The sequence below is a fragment of the Nosocomiicoccus massiliensis genome (assembly GCF_000438455.1).
GTDB classification, from domain to species: domain Bacteria; phylum Bacillota; class Bacilli; order Staphylococcales; family Salinicoccaceae; genus Nosocomiicoccus; species Nosocomiicoccus massiliensis.
Map to the genome: position 1 here is coordinate 1 of NZ_CAVG010000145.1, position 19316 is coordinate 19316.

A 19316-nucleotide genomic window follows, 5' to 3' on the forward strand; every position below is an offset into this window, starting at 1 on the left:
AAATATCTAGATATATCTAACAAATTTCAGTCTCCAAACCTCATTTTTGTAAATAAGCCATGAGCGATAGTTCACTTCTTACCCTACAAGATAAAGAACACGCATAGCACTTAATCTTCTGCTTCATCATCTTCGTAGTTATATAAACTTCTATAAAAAGCGATTGTCTTGATTGTGTGGTTGTCTGTTTCTAAGACGACCCACTTATCTTCTTTCGTATCGACAACATCACCTTCTGAGATGTCAGGGTTAATGTTTTGTAGCCATCCACCGATTGTGTCGATGTCTTCGCTGTCTTCAAATTCGATACCGAACATTTCTTCTAAATCTGAAAGTAACATTCTTCCGTTAATGTGATACAGATTCTCTTCTTGTTCGACTTTAACGATTTCTGGTTCTTCATCTTCGTCGAATTCGTCACGGATTTCACCGACGATTTCTTCGAGAATGTCTTCCATCGTCATCATACCTGCTGTTCCACCGTACTCATCGATGACGAGTGCGATGTGGACGCGTTCTTTTTGCATTTTAATTAGCGCATCAGAAATGTGAGATACTTCAGTAATAACAGGCAGTTCGTGTATAAAGTCTTCGATGTTATCTGTTTTACCCGATAAATACTCTGTGAAATATTCTCTTACGTTTATAAATCCGATAATTTGGTCTTTATCTCCAGTTTCGTCTGTCACTGGATAACGTGTAAAGCTATATTCGTTTACAGTTTCTAAGACACTTTCTAGCGTAATCGGTTGTTGCAGTGTGATCATTTGAGTTCTCGGAACCATAATATCTTTTGCGGCTCTTTCATCAAATGAGAATATATTTTTCATATAAGCGAGCTCTGTTAAGTTGATTTCCCCGCTTTTATAACTTTGTGTCATAATAATTTTTAACTCTTCTTCAGAGTGTGCATGTTCTGTCGCGACATCTTTGATACCAATGAGTCTCACTAAAAATCGTGCAGTTCCGTTCATTGACCATATTAATGGCTTCATGATAACTCCAAATATATAGAGTGGTCTCGCAAATACCATACTCACTTTTTCAGCGTATTGAATCGCAACTGTTTTTGGTGCAAGTTCACCGACGACGACGTGTATAAACGTCACGATTGTAAACGCGACAATAAAGCTAACGATTGTCATATACTCGTTTGGTATATTAATTAAGTCAAATAAAGGATTTAATAAAATTGCGAATGTAGATTCACCAATCCAACCTAATCCTAGAGCTGTGATTGTAATCCCTAACTGACAGGCAGATAAATAATAATCGAGATGAACGATCATATGCTTCACTAACTCAGCTTTTTTATTGCCCTCTTCAATTAGTTGATCGATTTTCGATAATCTCGCTTTAACAAATGCAAACTCAGACCCAACGAACATCATCGTCAGTAAAATGAGTAAAATAAATATAAATAAATTTAAGATTGTGGTCGTATCCAATACGTTCCCGAACTCGGGGTCACCTCCATTGATTACCTATATATAGATAAGAATGCATACGATACGTTTCTTTTTCCAATATAGTATTGATATTTTACCACATTCGCTTAATTTTGAATATATTTCTACATCATTCAAATATAAAACGTTCAGTGATTTTTTTAATTCTGAACTCTCTTCTTTTAACGCATGACTCGTAATCGTTTCAACAATTTCTCCCTCTTTTAAATAATGAATAAAATCAAACTGATCCAAATGACTTAAATCATGCGTCACGACGATTAATGTCTCTTGCTTTAATATAAGGTCCCACATTTTTTTTCGTAACGCATCGTTTAATCGAGCCGTCGGCTCGTCCATCATCCACGTATTTTTACGTTCTAAAATCATGCGAATCGCATGCAGGCGTTTCATTTCCCCTGCTGACATGTGACGAGTAGCGTACATATAGTCATCCAGTTCCAATTCTTTTAGTTCAAATTCATCCAAATACCCTTTTAACTCGTCCGCTTCAACTTCATTTTTACCGAACATCGTTAAATTATCTCTTAAAGTTCCGTTATAAAAATCTAAAAACTGAGGCATCACACTCGCATCTTCTGTAATTAAATGATGAAGTAACGTCGACTTCCCAGATCCACTCGGCCCAATAATGACGTGCTTTTCACCTCGTTTAACGTTTAACGTCACATGTTTTAACACGTCGCGCTTTGAATTTTCATATCTAAACGTTAAGTCTTTAACTGATAACTCTTCGTTAAACGGTCGCTCACTCTCAGAGCGACCTTCGATTCTTTCTATCGTTCTTTTCACACGACTGAACTCGCTCACCGGCTGCATGACCGGAACGAGCACTTCGACGATGTTTATAAATATCAGAAGAACCATCGGTAATAGTAGTACATCATCCACCGCGTAAATAATGAGAGACAATCCAATAATTTGTAATAACTGTGAAGTCATTCGCATTATATGTGTCATGTTCGCGCGCATAAATTTCTTGTCGTTATATCGCTCAATTAACGTCTCAATGTCGTGCTGCTTTTCATCAATCTCTTTGTTGATGAAAAAATCCGTATACCCGTATATGAGACTATATATTTTTAAATAGAGCGTTGACTCCACGTTACTCTCTTCGTCATAAATACGTTCAAATACACGCTTAAAAATAAGTGGTACGACGAGTAAAACGAGCAATGAAAATGCGCTAAAAATAACGACGAGTTTCGTACTAACGAGTGCCGATAAAATAACGACAATAACCGCAATCGAAACAGCCGTAATAATAGGGTAAACGATTCGAATGTAATACCCTTCAATATCATCAAAATGTTTATTTAAACGTTCGATTAACCGGACGTCACGCGTCTTAGTGTGATTTGCCAATGTCTGATTTAAAAAATCAAGGCGCAAACGGTTGATCATTTGAAACGTCGCTTCATGCGAAAATATGCGTTCAAAATATTTAAACACACCTTTTGATAGACCCATCAATTTAATAATCACGATAATAAAAATAATTGTAATGAGTGGTGGGCTAAAATAACTCAAGCTAATCATATACCCACTTAACCCGAATATCGAGACGCCAACGAGCCCACTTAAAATGCCGAGGATAATGCTGAAATATACTTTTATTTGTTCATTTTTAAAAAAGTTCATACACTCACCTCTAGCGTTTTATTTTGCATAACGATATGTGTGTCCGCGATATCTAATAATGCACGTCGATGAACGACTGCGATAATTAACGCATGTTCTTTTAGCTGACTTAAATGCTCTAATACGATTTCTTCAGTCGTTTCATCTAAAAACTCTGTCGGCTCGTCCATTAATACGATTTGTGGTCGTAATAGTAATACACGTGCGAGTTTCAGTCGAACAATTTCTCCGCCACTTAACGGTACGTTATTGTTAATAATTAACGTGTCAAGGCCCGCTTCAAGATTCATAATACTGTCGTAAAGTTGAAGTTCTTTTAAAGTACCGAGTATTTTATCTTCTTCGACATCGTTAAAATACTCTCTAAACGTCGTGTCTGATAAGTAAATATCGTCAGATATATATAACACGTCGTCGGTAGGAATCGTTACTTGTCCCTTTGTTGGTGGGTGTAGTCCGGCGATCGTATTTAATAACGTCGTTTTCCCAACACCAGATTTTCCTGTAATCGCAATGAGTCCTGATTTATTAAACTGAATAGACGTATTTTTAAGTAAGTCGCGGTCTGTCGCGATTGTAACATCGTGGAGCTGTAGCGACTCACCCTTTTCACGGTACTCTTCACGCGGTACTACTATTGACTCGTTCACTTTTTGTAAGTGACCGTCTGCTATTTTTCCGTTATGAAATTCTGTCCCCATCACTTTTAATGATGAATAAAATTCAGGCGCCATGAGCAGTACGAAAAAGCTTTGGTAAAACGTAATATTTTCAAAGATGATAATACGTAATCCGACCTCGAGCGCCGTTAGACCGATACCGAGTATCGTTATAAACTCGAGCATTAACGTCGATTGGAATGCATACTTTAGTATATGCATCGTCTTCGATAAAAACTTGTCGTTACTCTTTTGTAACGCACGACTCGCTTCACGTTCAGCGTTCGTATAGGTGACCGTTTCTTTTCCGCGCACTAAATTTAAAAATAGCGTCCCCATCTCGTCGAACCCTGTCGCTTGCTCGAGTGCTTCATCTTCGGTTTTAAGGCCGACTAATATATAAAATAACGGTATAAATGGTGCCGTTGTAAGCAGGATAATCGCTGCAACTGGCTCTATAAAAAAGAGTGCACCGATAATTATAACGACCTTTGTCACAGTTAAAACGACCGTCGGTATAAAACTTTCTTGATACGGACGATATTTTTCTAAATGGACAAATACTGCGTTTAAAATCGATTCGCTATCTCGCTTTGAATCGACGTGAATACTACGTGCAAGAGCTTTTGCTTTCTCTGTTAAGTTTTGACTTGCGACTTTACTCGTGTAGAAGTTATACATATATGTCACTAAGAAAAACAAGATAAAGTACACGATGAGCATTATAAATTCAGTCTTTACTGTCGTTTTGTTTATGATTAAATTTTCGAGTAGTTTTGATAGTTCGTGACCAAATAACAGATAACTCACTGCAATTACAGTTGAAATGAGCGTATAGATCACGATGTACTTTCTATCCAAATCTAACTTCATGTTTTACACCTCTATTAAAAAAACGTGAGAGTCTATCCTCTCACGCTTCTTATCCTCCAATATAGCTCATATCTATTTTACGACGTGCTTTGCGTTCTTCTTCTGTAATTTTATGACGAATTGCTGAATATTGATCGTCACGTTCATTCCACACGCCCATTAAGATGTCTTCGAGTGCTTCATCTGAAATACCTTCACGCATGAGCGTTTTTATATCAAATCCTTCAGTTGCGAATAGACATCCGTAAAACTTACCATCTGCAGATAGTCTAGCACGCGTACATGTTGAACAGAAGTTTTCAGACACACTCGTAATAAACCCTAAATGTGCATCTGTGTCCGTATGCTTATACACTTTCGCAACTTCCCCGTAGTACGCTGGTTCTACTGGCTCAAGCGTAAATTCTTCACGCAACATATCTAAAATATCTTCTTTAGATACGACTTTTTCGAAGTTCCAGCCGTTATCGTTACCGACATCCATAAATTCGATAAAACGTAACGTAATTGGCGTGTTTTTAAAATGACGTGCCATCGGTAAAATCTCATGGTCGTTTAACCCTTTTTGTACGACCATATTGACTTTAATTTTAAAGCCGAGAGAAATCGCATAATCTATATTTTCTAATATTCTCGACGTACCAATGCCACGGTCGTTAATTTGACCAAATAGTTCGTCGTCCATCGCATCGAGTGAAATGTTTAAACGACGAAGCCCCGCGTCGTAAAGCTTTTGGCCATGTTTCTTTAACAGTAACGCATTCGTCGTCATACCGATATCTTCTATACCTGGAATTTTATTTAATCGTGCGATAAGTTCGTGTAAGTCTTTACGCATTAACGGCTCACCACCTGTAATACGTAATTTTTTGACACCGAGATCTGCGTATATACGCGCGAGTCTTTCAATTTCATCAAATGAAAGTAAATGCTCTTCTGGTAAAAACGCATAGTCATCGCCGAATATTTCTTTTGGCATGCAGTAGCTACATCTGAACTGACATTTATCCGTTACGGAAATACGAAGATCTCGTAACGGTCGTCCAAACTTATCAGTTACTTGTTTCATCGTATCCCTCCTAGAGAATATCCGTTTTACGATTAATGTTTACAAACATCGATTCATTGAGACCGTAGTCTTCAATGTTTAACGTTATATAGTCTTGATGCTCTAAAAATTGTCGGATACTCAGTTTATTTGATTCGAGTTGTCTTTTTAAATCTTCGACGATTGTTTCACCGTGATACACACCGATTAACGGATGTAGTTGCTCACCTTCCGTAACGACGATTTTGTTCGTTTCGATCGCCTTTTCGACTAACACTTTTAACCATGCACTCGGTACGTACGGCGTGTCTGTCGACACGATAATGACGTAGTCGTCTGGATATTCTTTCATCAATGCGTAAATTCCACCGAGTGGTCCGTGATCTATAAAACTTTCGTCATCTATCACCGTTTTATACGGATGAAATGCATCCTTTAATCGCGCGTTCGTATTGACGACAATTTCGTCGACGACTCCACTTTTCTTTAAACGATTCACGACGTGCATATACATCGGTGTATCGTTTAACGCATATAATGATTTGTCTGAACCAAATCGCGTTGAATTTCCGCCTGCTAATACTGCTCCAATTACCATTTAACCACCACTCACTGGCGGGATAAGTGCTACGACGTCATCAGGTGCAATCGTCGACTCGTCTCTTTCAAATGATTCGTTCACTGCAACTTGAAACACTTCCCCGTCTAATTCTGGATAATCGATATATAAACGCTCTTTTAATTCTTTCACTGTTATTGCGTCATGAATCGGTAGTTCAATATGATCGTCACCGATTTTTTCTTTTATACTTGCAAATATTTTAATTTTCATCACGATCCACCTCCACACTCGAGTGATAATGTCTAGAGTCACCAATCCACTCTTCTCCGTCTTCCCAAATCTCTTTTTTCCATATTGGAACGATTTCTTTTAATCGATCGACTGCGTACATATTTGCACGGTACGCGTTATGTCGGTGAGGTGAAGACGTTAAAATAACTACCGCGATTTCAGTCGCGTCGAGTTTACCGATTCGGTGTGCGATGCTCGTTTTTACACCTGGCCACTTTTCGCTTATCTCATCTGCGATTTGTGCGAGCATTTTTTCAGCCATCGGAATATATGCTTCGTACTCTAAATATACTGTCCGCGTGCCCTTAGTCCACTCACGCACGTGACCCGTGAACGTCACAAGACCACCTTGATGTTCGTCTAGAACATATTGTTGATATTTTACGATATCAATCGGTTCAGTTACTATTTCGAACTGCTTCATCTATTTTTACTCCAACCTTTAAACCATTGTAATATCGCATCTTGATCTGATGCTACGTTATAGTAGTTTACCACATTTGACAGCTCTAAATCTCTTATATCGCCTTTTTCACCCGTGAACGAATGCGTGAGGACAATCTTGTCATAATCTTTGCTTTTATAACCTTCGACTAAAACGACGTCGACTTTACCGTTCAAAGCTTCGATTTGTTCTTCTAAATCCGGCACTTTGTTGTCATGGTAAATTGTATAGTTCGGTGTGTTTAAAATTGTATAGTCACTCAGTCGACTGAACTTTCCAGTGTCTGTCGATTCATCGATATCGATGTGATGATGTTTTATTACGGCTGCTTTTAAGTTCGAATCTTTCAATATTTTTAGAAATTCCACGATTAACATCGTTTTACCGGTGTCTTTATATCCAACGACTTGTAAAATTTTCATTGTAGAATCGAAAAGTGTGACACACCACTCGTCACATCTGTCAGCATTACTTGTACTTCATCTCCTGCTTCAAATCCACGCGTACCACCTGGTAATACGATAACTCCGTTACTTCTCGCAATCGACGTTACGGCGTTTGACTTATTAAATCCAGACGGTTTTGAAATGACTTTCCCGTCGACAAAGTCAATCTCAGCACGGACAAATCGCGTAAACGGATTTGGCTTTTTAAAGTCTTCTCCAAGCGTCGCGTTCACGAATGGCGCGAATGCTCGTGCAGAGCCTTGCATGAGTAATATCGCAGGACGAGCGAATAACTCAAATCCTGAATAACATGCAGATGGGTTCCCACTTAAACCGAATAAGAACTTGCCTTTTGCCCTTGCGACTGTCGTAACACTACCTGGTCGCATTGCCACTTTGTTAAACAGAACTTCCGCGCCGAGTTTTTCATAGACTTTCGGAAGTAAGTCGTAATCTCCAACAGACACACCACCTGTTGTGATAACTGCGTCGACTTCGTTAAACATTTTTTCAACTTTTTCTAGAAGTGTATCTAGATTATCTTCTTCTAAATCATAGCGCTTAGCGTGTACGCCAATTCTCTCTAACTGCGCCATGATCATCGGTGTGTTTGAATTTCTAATTTTACCGCGCTCTAACTCGTCAGATACTTCAAGTAGTTCGCTTCCTGTCGATAAAACGCCGACAACTGGGACGCGGTAGACATTCACTTCAGCGTATCCAAATGTCGCAAGCGTTGCGACTGTACCTGGGTTGATTTGGCTTCCTTTATGGACGATAATGTCGCCTTTTTTACACTCTTCACCTTGCATTGCAACGTTATCGTACGCGTTAAACGTTTTACGTATCGTGAACGTATTGCCGTCAATATTTGCCTGTTCAAACATCACGACCGTGTCCGCAGATTTCGGTAATTCTGCACCTGTCATAATACGGAATGCTTCATTTTCTTTTAGTTCGTAGTCACTCGTACTGCCAGCGGGTACTTCATCTACAACAGTGAACGTTGCACCTTTACCTGAATCTGCACTACGGATCGCAAACCCATCCATCGCTGAGCGCGTAAATAACGGCACGTCATGAGTTGCTGTTAAATCCTCTGAAAGATAACGATTATAACTCTCTTCGAGTTTCACTGTTTCAGTATCTATATGTGTAACATTTTCTACTACTTTAGTTACGGCATCAAAAACTGGGATTGGTTGTCTATTTAAAGTCACTAAAATCTCTCCTTTTGATATAATTAACGTAATACTTATGAACTATTATACTAAAAAGAGGGATTTTAATGTCTAAGTTTACTCACTTTAACGAAGAAGGACGCGCAAAAATGGTCGACGTCTCAGAAAAAAATGTCACGTCACGCGTTGCAACTGCAGAAAGCGTGATCGAGGTCAGTCAAGAAATATATGAAGGCATCATTAACGAAAAGATGAAAAAAGGTGACGTGTTAGCAGTCGCACAAATCGCTGGAATTATGGCAGCGAAAAACACGCATCAAATCATCCCGATGTGCCATCCACTACAACTTTCTGGAATCGACATCTCATTTAAATGGGATACGGATGACGGATACAAACTACACATCAAAGCAACAGTAAAAGTCAAAGGCCAAACAGGAGTGGAAATGGAAGCTTTAACAGCCGCAAGCGCTGCAGCACTCACAGTGTACGACATGTGTAAAGCGCTCGATAAAGGTATGATCATCAAAGAAACTAAGCTATTAAGTAAATCTGGCGGGAAATCCGGAGATTATTCGGTTTAGGTGATGGATGTGGGGGGTGGGGTGCTTTTGAAGTGTGTTTTTATTCTTTTGCCGAGTTTATTTAACAAAAATATCGCGGTTTTGTTAATTATTTTGATGTATCTAACACTTTCAGACATTTTTTGTAAATAACCGATGAGTGATAGTGGCTTTTTATCCCAAAAGATGAAAAACGCTCTTCTACCAAATTTTATTTAACAAAATATCGCGGTTTTGTGAGATATCCGGATTTAATTAAAATATTTCGGCACAGGCGCACCGTTTTTGTTAATTATATTTTTTTATCTAACAAAAACGTGGTCATATCCCCAGTTTTTGTTAATTATCCGGATATATCTAACACTTTCACACATTTTTTGTAAATAATTGAAGAGCGACAGTGGCTTTTTATCCTAATAGATGAAAAGCACCCTTCTCCCAAATTTTATTTAACAAAAATATCGCGATTTTGTGAGATATCCGGATTTAATTAACATATTCCGGTCCGCCGACACCGTTTTTGTTAATTATCCGGATATATCTAACACTTTCAAACATTTTTTGTAAATAACCGCTCCACACACGGCAAATCGCTCGCACTTCATCATCCATAAGAACAAAAACCTACTCCGACCGCACGTCGTTACAACTTACTACAATAGTTCGTGCCCCTACTAGTTCTCTTTGTTTAACTCAAATACTAGATGGTTTAACTCTGGGACGATGAGTTTGTCCATGCCGAGTTTGACTGCGCCTGTTGATCCTGGGAGGCTGACGATGAGTTGGTTGTCGTGCGTGCCCATTGCAGCGCGTGATAATAGACTTCGCGATCCGATGTCTTCTGTGTAAGACAACATTCTAAATAGTTCCCCGAACCCTTCGACTTCTTTGTCGAATAGTTCGCTCACCGCTTCTATTGTGACGTCTCGCTTAGCGATTCCTGTACCCCCTGTCGTGATGACGACGTCTAGATTTTTTTCGAGTAATCCAACAACCGCTTCACGGATTTTTTCTTTATCGTCTGTCACGATTAAGTGATTGTCATCTTCGACAACTGCGTTAATGTCAGTTAACTTTTCGATGACAAGTTTTCCGCCTTTGTCTGTTTCTTTTGTACGCGTATCACTCACTGTAATTACACCGACGTTAATATCTCTATCGATTCTTTCAACAATACTCATAGTATCTCTCCTATCCAAATAGTTGTGCGACGATCGTGCGTGCTTTTTCAATTCGTTTTAGACCGTGTATTAACATTCGACCGTTTTTAAATACGATAATTCGATAATCATCATAATAAAATTCGATGAAGTACGGTGTCTCTTTAAAATCACCGAGTCGCTTCGCAGTGTTTAACGAAAGTTCATAAGTGACTGTGTCATCATATATTTGAACAGTATCTCTTCCACATAAGCTTAATGCTTGGTGTGATTCATTATATGAAGGATAAAGTTCTAACTCACACGTATCGCACTCTTTATTCTTAATGTTATCAAATGCGATGCGACCATGCTCGCCTGACCATAAGTCTCCAAACGTCATATAGTGTCTGTCAAACGTTTCACCGATGAGTATTTTTATTGCTGTCGTGACTTGTATTGACACGGCCGTATGAATGGCTGGAGATATCACACCTGCTGTGTCACACGTTAATGTATTTGACGGAAGTACTGGCATCACACATCTATAACACGGCGAGTCCTTTGTAAATGGTGCACTTACGTATGACGCTTCGACGACAGCTGCGTGGACCCACGGAATCCCCACTTTATACGCGACGTCATTAATTACGAGTCTTGTTTCAAAGTTATCTGTCCCGTCTAAAATTAAATCGACGTTATGAGTTTTTACGAGTGATTCTAAAAAGAGTGCGTCTACGTGATTCACATGGACTTCAATATCTAGATCACTACGAATTTCTTTTAAATGTTCGAGTGCCGCGATTGCTTTTGGTTTTTGGTTTTCTGCGTCACGTTCAGTATATAACGTCTGACGCTGTAAATTCGATAGCTCAACGTAGTCTCGGTCAACTAAAATGAGTTTCCCAATACCTAAACGCGCAAGCATCTCGCTTGAAACTGATCCGAGTGCACCGACTCCGACGATGAGTACGGTACTATCTAACAACTTTCGTTGACCGTCTTCACCGATATTTTTATATAAAATTTGTCGACTATAACGTTCGATATTCATAGTTTCACCTTAAAAAGTATAATCTCTATTACAATACTATATTCTACACTATTCCATGAGTATTCTACATTGTAAAGATTGTGTAAAATATAAGTGAATAATTGTAAACATGATAAAATGATTAACATATAACAAATTCGATATGCAGGAGGTTACTATGCATAAAATTCTCGTTGTTGATGATGAAACATCAATTGTAACGTTACTTAAATTTAACTTAGAACAAAATGGCTTTGAAGTCGTTACAGCAAACGACGGTTTAGAAGCGATTGAGCAAGTGAAAAAGGAATCACCAGACGTAATGGTTTTAGACTTAATGCTTCCAAAAATGGATGGCATGGACGTCGTGAAAACTTTACGTCTCGATAAAATTCACGTTCCCGTTTTAATGCTCACTGCAAAAGATGATGAGTTCGATAAAATACTCGGCCTTGAAATGGGGGCGGATGACTATATGACAAAACCGTTTAGTCCGAGAGAAGTCGTAGCGAGAGTTCGCGCGATATTAAGACGCATTGACTTTGAAGCAAATCAAGTTACTACAGAAGACAACACTGTAAAAATCGGTGAACTAACAATCGATTATGACAACTATTCTATTTATAAAAACGATAAAAAAATCGACCTCACTAAAAAAGAATACGAACTTCTCGTTTACTTAAGTAAAAACAATGGACGTGTTTTATCTCGCGATCAACTGTTAAACGGAATTTGGCAGTTTGATTTTGACGGTGATACACGAATTGTCGACGTCCACATCGGTAAACTAAGAGAAAAAATTGAAGACAATCCGAAGTCGCCGAAATACATTCATACTGTTCGTGGATTCGGTTATAAGATGGAATATATCGATGAATAAACTGTGGGTTCGCATCACACTTTCGTTTTTCATCGTTTTAATTGTCGGATTATGTATGATGTTTTTCTTTGTAGATAACGTAAACCGTACGACGTATAACGCAATGACGAGTAAGCAACTTACTGAAGAAAGTGAACTGCTCGAAAGTATGATTACAAAAGATACGTTAACCATTCGTAATACGAAGGAAATGTTTTCGGATCTAAAGTTGCCCGAAAACTTACGCTTTACGATTATCGATGAGGACGGGAGAGTCATTTACGACACGGATTCAAACATTTGGACGATGAGTAATCACATCGATCGCCCAGAGATTAAAGAAGCGAAACGAAAGAAAACGACGAGTGAATCATACATTCGACAAAGTGACACTGAAGACATACAGATGATGTACGTCGCTGTACCGATCACTGAAGACGGTGAAGTCATTGGGTATGTCCGTAGCTCTACTCCACTAGAGACAATCGAAGCAGCTGCACAACAAAAATGGGTATCAATCGTCATCGTATTTACACTCATTTTAGTCGCAACGATTATATCAGCAGCACTACTCGCATATAAAATTACGAATCCAATTCAAAAGATTATAGAAGTGACAGAGCGTCTGAAGAAAAATGATTATAGCGCGCGTATTAACGATACGTTTCCTGGAGAACTGTACACGCTTAGTGAGTCCGTCAATTCTCTAGCAATTAGTCTAAACGCTCACGTCACAGAAATTAAAGACCAATCTAAACAGCTTGAGAGTATTTTATCGAATTTAAATACGGGTGTTATTTTGATTAACCCGGAAGGTAAAATTGACGTGATTAACGACGCAGCGTTAAAAATGATCAACCAAACGCGAGATAAAATTCTCCATAATGACTATCAGGAAAGTCTTGTTAAATTAAATGTACTAAGAGACATTCGTCACGTTTATAAATACGATGAAGTAAAAACGAGTGAAGTACATTTATACAATCCTGAAGAAATGATTTTAAACTTTTATGCCGCACCGTATTACGGTGAACGCTGGGAAAAGCGTGGTGTAATCGTTGCGCTTCACGATATTACGGATATTAAGCGACTTGAAAATATTCGTAGAGATTTCGTTGCAAACGTGTCTCATGAGTTAAAAACGCCGATCACATCAATTCAAGGTTTCTCTGAAACGTTATTACAATCTGGGGATTTACCCCGAGAAGTTGAGCGAGAGTTTTTAGAAATTATATATAACGAAAGTGTTCGGTTAAATAAGCTGATCATCGATATTTTAAATTTATCGAAAATAGAAAAACATCAAATTCGACTGAATGAAACGAATTTTGATTTAACTGAACTCGTTCATGCGACTGTGCGTCCAATGAAACGTTTATTTAAAGATAGAAACTTACAACTCCATTTACCAGAAAATGAGGAGCATATGCTCTATGCGGATAAAGAACGCGTCGCGCAAATACTCGTAAACCTACTTTCAAACGCTGCAAATTACACGCATGAAGGTGACATAGTTGAAGTAAAAATAGAAGAGACGAACGATTCCATAGAGTTAAGTGTTCATGACACAGGGGCTGGAATTCCAGAAGAAAGCCTCAGTCGACTATTCGAACGATTTTACCGCGTCGATTCTGCACGTAGTACAGCAGATGGTGGCACGGGCCTAGGTTTATCGATTGTGAAACACCTCGTCGAACTTCATAATGCCTCAATAACTGTAGACAGTATTGAAGGAGAATATACGACATTTACGGTAACGTTTAAAAGATAAAATGACGCCACTTTTAAAAGTGGCGTCATTATTATTTTCGGCGAATTAATTGTTCAAGTGCGATCATTTCTATAACGACCTGCTCTAAACGTTCTAGTCTATCATAGACAAATTCTACATCAGCATCTAAGGGCTCACTATTATAATCATTCGAGACATCTCGTAACTTCTCAAATCCTTTAACGATTTCCTTTTCTTTACTTTCAACTTCTACGTTATATACTTCCGCATGTTTATCTGAAACGACGAGTGGGTGTACTGTATCTTCGAGAAGTTCACTATAATCATTTAAAGCTTGTTTGACTTTATCATATGCGTGATGGACGTTTTCGTCTTTTAATTTTTTCTTCGACACTTTTTTAACATATTCATGTAAAACGGGTAGTTCATCTTTTAAATCTTCGATATAACGGTCGTGGACTGTTTTTGTAAGATCTTGCTTCGTATGATTGACGTAATTTGTGACATACTCGTCTTCCACAAAGTCTTTTAAATCGTTCACGACAGCTTCTACGTCTAAATTATGTTTAACCGCGACATCTTCGACTGTTACCGTATCGTCGACAGCAAATTTAAGTGATAAAGGACGGATAACCTCTCCGATATTTGGATAATCTATAAATAAATGTTGTACGCGTGTAGTTTTATCTAACGCCATAATTAACGCCTCCTCGTTTACTTACATATTGCCGATTATTTATGTTTATAAACACAGCCGTTTCGTGTAAATGATTAACGGGTACGTTATAATAATAAGTAATTCGTTAACCGGAGGTTATTTTTATGAAAGAGAAGCTAAGAATGGCTGCGACAATTTTACCTGTTTTACTCGTACCATTACTCAAAAACAGAAATGAAATTAAAGACCATCCAGACGTGCAAAAACTCGCAAAAAACAGTAATATTTTATATAGTAAAGCTAAGGATAAAACACAAACTGTCACTGAAGCGGGCGTTAAAGGATTTAACGAAACGCGTGACTTCGTTTCTGAAAAATACCACGCTTCAAAAGATAAGCGCGAGTATAATAAACAAATGAAAGCACACGACAAATCGTTAAGTAAACTGAACAAGTTAGAGGCACAGTTTGAAGCTGACAAAGAAAAACATCGTAAAAAACGTATGGAAAGTCTCGTATCAAGAGAGACTCTAGATCACGATGAAAAAGAATCACGTATGAACGTATCGAAAGGACATCAGAAATTGACTACTGAAAGACCAGACACAACAAACGTAAAAGAACTCAATGAACAATTCGTTGAACAAACAGAGTATGAGGATGATTATTCTCCAGGTGCATTACATTTAAAACATAAAGATTTACTCGACCCAAGAAGTGCACACCTTCGTGAAGAAGCTAAAGAACGTAAAATAGAAAAAGCCGACAAGAGAGACGATTCACTATTCGGTAAACATCGCCGTCAAAATGAGCGCCACATCGAAAACCACGGAAGAAAAACAGGATACGGTGAGAAATATCAAAAATCGGATTCTCTAAAACAATTTATCGAATGGAAAGACAAACATACCGACTAATGGAAATTAGCAAAGTTTCTGTTTTTTGTGGTGCACGTTTAGGTAATAGTGATAAATTTAGAGAAGATGCGTATACGCTCGGTGAAACGCTCGCAAACGAAAATGTCGAACTCATTTATGGTGGAGGCGGCCTCGGTTTAATGGGGGCTGTTGCGAACGGTGCGTTAGACGCTGGAGGCGACGTGACTGGCATTATCCCGACAGTATTAGTCGATAAAGAAATGGCACACCCTCGCGTTACAAACATGAAAGTCGTCGACACGATGAGCACGCGTAAAGATATGTTAATCGATGAAGCGGATGCGATCATCATTTTGCCTGGTGGCGCAGGCACGATGGAAGAGTTTTTCCAAGTATTTGTCGGTGGACAAATTGGACACGCTCAAAAACCAATTGCGCTCGTCAATACAGATGGTTACTACGATTCACTATTTGATTTGTTTGAATCATTTATTGAAAACGACTTTTTAGAGCGCAGATTTTTAGATTTAATCATTAAACTCGATTCAATCGAAAACGTACTCGACGAATTAAAACAATTCCGTCCAGTTGCTGGACGTAGTCGAGAAGATATAGAAAACGGACATCGTGATTAATTTCAAGATGTCCGTTTTTATGTGTGTATTTTAAAAATTAAACTGTCCGCTTTACGATGCCCTTCTACATAATACGGGTTCGTATATTCAAATATAGGATCCATACCGATTTTGTCGATGACATTTAACCACGGAAGATTGAGCTTTGAAGTGAATGCATATACTTCTTGAATGTCTGTTTTTTTACGTACAAACTTCATCACCGCTTCAGCCGCTTCAGTTGCGAGCCCTTGATTCCAGTATGGTTTATCAAGTAATAAATATAGCTCAACACACGGAAATAAATGTTCGATTTCATCTAAGTTTAGATGTTCGTCGTACTGTTTAATACGAATGCCCGCGATTCCTATCATTTCATTATTACTTTTTCTTTCTAACGCAAACACTCCAAATCCTCTGTCGCGAATGCTTCCTGACATATCTCTCACGAGTGTTTCTATTTCAACGTCAGATAACGGATTTGGAAAGTACTGCACGACATCTCTATCACGCATCATGTTTCGAATACAATCGATATCTGATGATGTGTAATCCCTTAATAATAAACGCTTTGTTTTTATCTGTGTCATTGTCTGTCACGTTTATTATAGTTAATTAGCTTTACAGTAAATTCTTTTTCATTTAAATCATAATCGACTAAATGCTTCTCTTTACTTACATCAGCTACGACGCTAACAAAATCATTAGAACCTTCGATATCAAAGTGGATATAGAACGTGTCATAACTATCTTCAGGTTTTGGTTGTTGTGAGACGCTACGCTTCGTTTGTTCAGCGTTATATACGCACTTATTTTGAATGATGTTGCTGAGTTCTTGACGTAAAGCTTCTAAAGACATCGTTTCGTTTTCCATTAAGACAAAATCACTTTCGTACATACTCTTTACTCCTCTTCTTCATCTTCTTTATCTTTTTCATTATCTTCTTGTTCGATTTGACTGAGTTCATCTTGTTTCGTTTTTAACTTCTGTTTTAAATCATCGTTATCTCTTTTTAATTCGTTAATTTGTCGTTCTAAGTTTGTAATGCTTTCTTCGAGTGCTTGGATGTCTTTCTCTTTTTGAGATTGTCCGCTACACGCACTGAGAAACACCGTGCATATTAACAAGATTAAAACACGTTTCATATCATCACCTACACATATAATAATAGTATAGCACTTCACATATACGTTGAAAATTCTCTTGTAGATTCTATCATTTTAAGCGATACTAAACTTAAGAGGTGGAACGAATGTTTGAATGGATTAAACTCGGAGTTACTGTTGTTTTCATCATTTTAATGCTCGTCGTATTTTTTAAAAATAAAAACGTTACTCGTTCATTAATCATACTACTTATTGCACATTCTATTATTATATTTTCACTTCGCTTTTTTGTCGGTAACGAACCGTTAGTCGATTCTATATTAGGCGCAGTGTATTTAATTGTAATTGCTGTGTTTTCAGTATTAATATTTAGAGCGTTAAAACAACAAGACAATTGATAAAACGTCCCAATTTTGGGACGTTTTTTAAAATACAAATACGTCTAATACGAACCATAAAATAATTAATGTGTAAACGACCGCTTTAAAAACAATCGTCGTTACAAATGCAGCTAAACTACCAAGTGCTGCCTTTAATGCTTTCGATGCATCTTTATAAATGACAAATTCTGTAAAGAATACTAAAAATAGGGGCACAAAAATAACGCCGAGTGGCGGGTATATAAACATCCCTAATACGACACCGATAAGCGCCGCCCATTCTCCTTGTTTTGTGCCTCCGAGTTTACCGACGTAATATTTTGTGATCGCCATGTCAGAGACAAATGTAAGTACTGTAAATACTCCGAGTATTAACCAGAACATAATTCCTAAATTATCACCGATGAAGAACGCGTAAATCGCAGCGCCAAGCCAATACATAAATATCGACGGAATAACTGGATACACGAGTCCAACATATCCAATGACAAACGATAAAACAACTAAAAGCCAAAGTAATGCTTCCACTTAAATCTCACCTTCTCTAAATTGTGTTTTCGTAAACATAAACAATATGACAGACGTAAACATTAAACCACTACTCACTAAAAATGCAGTGTTTACGCTAAACATATCTGATACAAATCCTCCGATTAAGTTTCCGAGTAGCTGGCCAACGACCATTGCATTCGCAAATAATGTCGATGCGTATCCTGGAAAGTCAGGGAGTAAATCTTGGAAATAACTAATTCCCATGCCAAGTAAAATTGCTAAGAAAAATGCGAGGACAACTTGTCCAATAAGTATAACTGTAAAACTTTGGAATAGCCCGATCGATAGGAAGAATAATCCTCCGACGACTCCAGCAAACATGAGTAAATGTTTCGTTTCAAAACGAGAGGCGATCCAGCCAATCCCAATCATAAACGGCACTTCTAATCCTGCACAAAGCGATGCGAGCACTCCGACTTTTCCTCTATCTTCACCGAGTACTTCAGTCACGTATAGAGGCATATTTAGTAAATACCCCCACTGACCGACGTGTAACATTATAAATGCAATAAACGGAACGATTAGAACAGGTGCACTGAATAATGACGGCGCTCTTTTTTCATCGATTTGTTGAATTGATAGTTCGCGTTCTGTTTTTACTGGTTTAATAAAAATTGTCGTAATAAAGACGACACCAAATAAAATCATCGTTCCGACAAACAGTCCTGTAAAATCGTATCTCGCAATTAAAATCGATCCGATTAATGGACCAAATAAAAATCCGAAACTAAACATCGAACGTAAAACGGTATTTGCAAATATTTTTAACCGTGCGTCATTTCCGTTGTCTTTATTCACAGATTCACGTGCTGACGCATATAACTGCGGAATCCCAGGTGCACCGAGTGAGAAGAATATTACGTATCCAATAACTAAAATTATCGTATCTTTAACGATTAAAAATAGACTAAACGTAATAATCTCCATAACGATCGCAGCGAGTAATAAATACTTTCTATCAAACGATAGCTTATCGCTAAATCGCCCAACAATTGTATTGACGATAAACGACCCTATCGCACCAGCGGCCATAAATATACCGTGCTGCGTGATTGTTAAACCGTGCTCACCTGTCATGAAAAGCACAAGGAATGGCGTCGTAATTGCGATTGCCATTCCAAATAAAATCATATTTACTAAAAATAATTTATAGTTCTCAATTGAAAATAACTTTTTAAACATACGA

At 38.0% G+C, this 19316-nt stretch carries 23 protein-coding genes; 6 read left to right on the plus strand and 17 right to left on the minus strand.

Annotated elements, in window-relative coordinates:
* Nucleotides 1-110: 110 nt before the first annotated feature.
* Genes TJ68_RS07230 through TJ68_RS07270 form a run of 9 tightly spaced genes read right to left on the minus strand, consistent with a single transcriptional unit; the run spans nucleotide 111 to nucleotide 8654 of the window.
* Nucleotides 111-1448, minus strand: coding sequence for a hemolysin family protein (locus TJ68_RS07230; RefSeq protein WP_040929499.1), 1338 nt, complete (start codon nucleotides 1446-1448; stop codon nucleotides 111-113).
* Between the two features lie 36 nt (nucleotides 1449-1484).
* Nucleotides 1485-3110, minus strand: coding sequence for an ATP-binding cassette domain-containing protein (locus TJ68_RS07235; RefSeq protein ID WP_052327382.1), 1626 nt, complete (start codon nucleotides 3108-3110; stop codon nucleotides 1485-1487).
* Nucleotides 3107-4642 (minus strand): ATP-binding cassette domain-containing protein, encoded by a 1536-nt coding sequence (locus TJ68_RS07240; RefSeq protein ID WP_040929500.1) that lies wholly within the window; start codon nucleotides 4640-4642, stop codon nucleotides 3107-3109. Before TJ68_RS07240 ends, TJ68_RS07235 begins: the two co-directional genes overlap by 4 nt.
* A 49-nt stretch (nucleotides 4643-4691) precedes the next feature.
* Nucleotides 4692-5711 carry a GTP 3',8-cyclase MoaA gene (moaA, locus tag TJ68_RS07245; protein WP_040929501.1) on the minus strand — a complete coding sequence of 340 codons (1020 nt, stop codon included), beginning with the start codon at nucleotides 5709-5711 and terminating at the stop codon, nucleotides 4692-4694.
* A 10-nt stretch (nucleotides 5712-5721) separates the two neighbouring features.
* Entirely contained in the window at nucleotides 5722-6288 is a 567-nt protein-coding gene (locus tag TJ68_RS07250) for a molybdenum cofactor guanylyltransferase (protein ID WP_040929502.1), read from the minus strand.
* Nucleotides 6289-6522 carry a MoaD/ThiS family protein gene (locus tag TJ68_RS07255; RefSeq protein WP_040929503.1) on the minus strand — a complete coding sequence of 78 codons (234 nt, stop codon included), beginning with the start codon at nucleotides 6520-6522 and terminating at the stop codon, nucleotides 6289-6291. It lies immediately after the preceding gene.
* Nucleotides 6512-6967 (minus strand): molybdenum cofactor biosynthesis protein MoaE, encoded by a 456-nt coding sequence (locus TJ68_RS07260; protein ID WP_040929504.1) that lies wholly within the window; start codon nucleotides 6965-6967, stop codon nucleotides 6512-6514. Before TJ68_RS07260 ends, TJ68_RS07255 begins: the two co-directional genes overlap by 11 nt.
* A complete protein-coding gene (mobB, locus tag TJ68_RS07265; RefSeq protein ID WP_040929505.1) occupies nucleotides 6964-7410 on the minus strand; it encodes a molybdopterin-guanine dinucleotide biosynthesis protein B in 447 nt (148 codons plus the stop codon). Before mobB ends, TJ68_RS07260 begins: the two co-directional genes overlap by 4 nt.
* Nucleotides 7407-8654: a molybdopterin molybdotransferase MoeA gene (locus tag TJ68_RS07270; protein ID WP_040929506.1), complete on the minus strand. Its 1248-nt coding sequence runs from the start codon at nucleotides 8652-8654 to the stop codon at nucleotides 7407-7409. The genes mobB and TJ68_RS07270 overlap by 4 nt, the downstream gene beginning before the upstream one ends.
* A 68-nt stretch (nucleotides 8655-8722) precedes the next feature.
* On the opposite strand from TJ68_RS07270, the gene moaC reads away from it, so the two are divergent.
* Nucleotides 8723-9199 (plus strand): cyclic pyranopterin monophosphate synthase MoaC, encoded by a 477-nt coding sequence (gene moaC, locus TJ68_RS07275; RefSeq protein WP_040929507.1) that lies wholly within the window; start codon nucleotides 8723-8725, stop codon nucleotides 9197-9199.
* Between the two features lie 653 nt (nucleotides 9200-9852).
* Here the strand turns inward: moaC and TJ68_RS07280 are convergent.
* Nucleotides 9853-10359, minus strand: coding sequence for a MogA/MoaB family molybdenum cofactor biosynthesis protein (locus TJ68_RS07280; RefSeq protein WP_040929508.1), 507 nt, complete (start codon nucleotides 10357-10359; stop codon nucleotides 9853-9855).
* Between the two features lie 10 nt (nucleotides 10360-10369).
* On the minus strand, nucleotides 10370-11371 hold the full coding sequence (locus TJ68_RS07285; RefSeq protein WP_040929509.1) for a ThiF family adenylyltransferase: 1002 nt from the start codon (nucleotides 11369-11371) through the stop codon (nucleotides 10370-10372).
* A gap of 157 nt (nucleotides 11372-11528) precedes the next feature.
* Here TJ68_RS07285 and TJ68_RS07290 point away from each other — a divergent pair, with 157 nt between their 5' ends.
* Both TJ68_RS07290 and pnpS read left to right on the plus strand, forming a co-directional pair.
* On the plus strand, nucleotides 11529-12230 hold the full coding sequence (locus tag TJ68_RS07290) for a response regulator transcription factor (protein ID WP_040929510.1): 702 nt from the start codon (nucleotides 11529-11531) through the stop codon (nucleotides 12228-12230).
* Nucleotides 12223-13980, plus strand: a complete 1758-nt coding sequence (pnpS, locus tag TJ68_RS07295; protein WP_040929511.1) for a two-component system histidine kinase PnpS — start codon at nucleotides 12223-12225, stop codon at nucleotides 13978-13980. The genes TJ68_RS07290 and pnpS overlap by 8 nt, the downstream gene beginning before the upstream one ends.
* 31 nt (nucleotides 13981-14011) lie before the next feature.
* Here the strand turns inward: pnpS and TJ68_RS07300 are convergent, their stop codons facing one another.
* Nucleotides 14012-14638 (minus strand): hypothetical protein, encoded by a 627-nt coding sequence (locus TJ68_RS07300; RefSeq protein ID WP_040929512.1) that lies wholly within the window; start codon nucleotides 14636-14638, stop codon nucleotides 14012-14014.
* 125 nt (nucleotides 14639-14763) lie between these two features.
* Here TJ68_RS07300 and TJ68_RS07305 point away from each other — a divergent pair, with 125 nt between their 5' ends.
* Both TJ68_RS07305 and TJ68_RS07310 read left to right on the plus strand, forming a co-directional pair.
* The gene (locus TJ68_RS07305; protein WP_040929513.1) at nucleotides 14764-15516 is read left to right on the plus strand and encodes a hypothetical protein; all 753 of its coding nucleotides are present in this window, start codon (nucleotides 14764-14766) and stop codon (nucleotides 15514-15516) included.
* On the plus strand, nucleotides 15492-16112 hold the full coding sequence (locus tag TJ68_RS07310; protein WP_238316064.1) for an LOG family protein: 621 nt from the start codon (nucleotides 15492-15494) through the stop codon (nucleotides 16110-16112). The genes TJ68_RS07305 and TJ68_RS07310 overlap by 25 nt, the downstream gene beginning before the upstream one ends.
* Nucleotides 16113-16129: 17 nt before the next feature.
* On the opposite strand, the gene TJ68_RS07315 is transcribed toward TJ68_RS07310, so the two are convergent.
* From TJ68_RS07315 to TJ68_RS07325, 3 genes are read right to left on the minus strand one after another with little or no spacing between them, the layout of a single operon-like run.
* Nucleotides 16130-16681, minus strand: a complete 552-nt coding sequence (locus TJ68_RS07315) for a GNAT family N-acetyltransferase (RefSeq protein ID WP_040929515.1) — start codon at nucleotides 16679-16681, stop codon at nucleotides 16130-16132.
* On the minus strand, nucleotides 16678-16989 hold the full coding sequence (locus TJ68_RS07320) for a hypothetical protein (protein ID WP_040929516.1): 312 nt from the start codon (nucleotides 16987-16989) through the stop codon (nucleotides 16678-16680). The genes TJ68_RS07315 and TJ68_RS07320 overlap by 4 nt, the downstream gene beginning before the upstream one ends.
* 5 nt (nucleotides 16990-16994) lie before the next feature.
* Nucleotides 16995-17237 carry a hypothetical protein gene (locus TJ68_RS07325; protein WP_040929517.1) on the minus strand — a complete coding sequence of 81 codons (243 nt, stop codon included), beginning with the start codon at nucleotides 17235-17237 and terminating at the stop codon, nucleotides 16995-16997.
* Between the two features lie 107 nt (nucleotides 17238-17344).
* On the opposite strand from TJ68_RS07325, the gene TJ68_RS07330 reads away from it, so the two are divergent.
* A complete protein-coding gene (locus TJ68_RS07330; RefSeq protein ID WP_040929518.1) occupies nucleotides 17345-17596 on the plus strand; it encodes a hypothetical protein in 252 nt (83 codons plus the stop codon).
* A 27-nt stretch (nucleotides 17597-17623) separates the two neighbouring features.
* Here TJ68_RS07330 and TJ68_RS07335 read toward each other — a convergent pair whose 3' ends face one another.
* Nucleotides 17624-18106 carry a DUF456 domain-containing protein gene (locus TJ68_RS07335; RefSeq protein ID WP_040929519.1) on the minus strand — a complete coding sequence of 161 codons (483 nt, stop codon included), beginning with the start codon at nucleotides 18104-18106 and terminating at the stop codon, nucleotides 17624-17626.
* On the minus strand, nucleotides 18107-19312 hold the full coding sequence (locus TJ68_RS07340) for a sugar efflux transporter (protein WP_040929520.1): 1206 nt from the start codon (nucleotides 19310-19312) through the stop codon (nucleotides 18107-18109).
* Nucleotides 19313-19316: the final 4 nt, after the last annotated feature.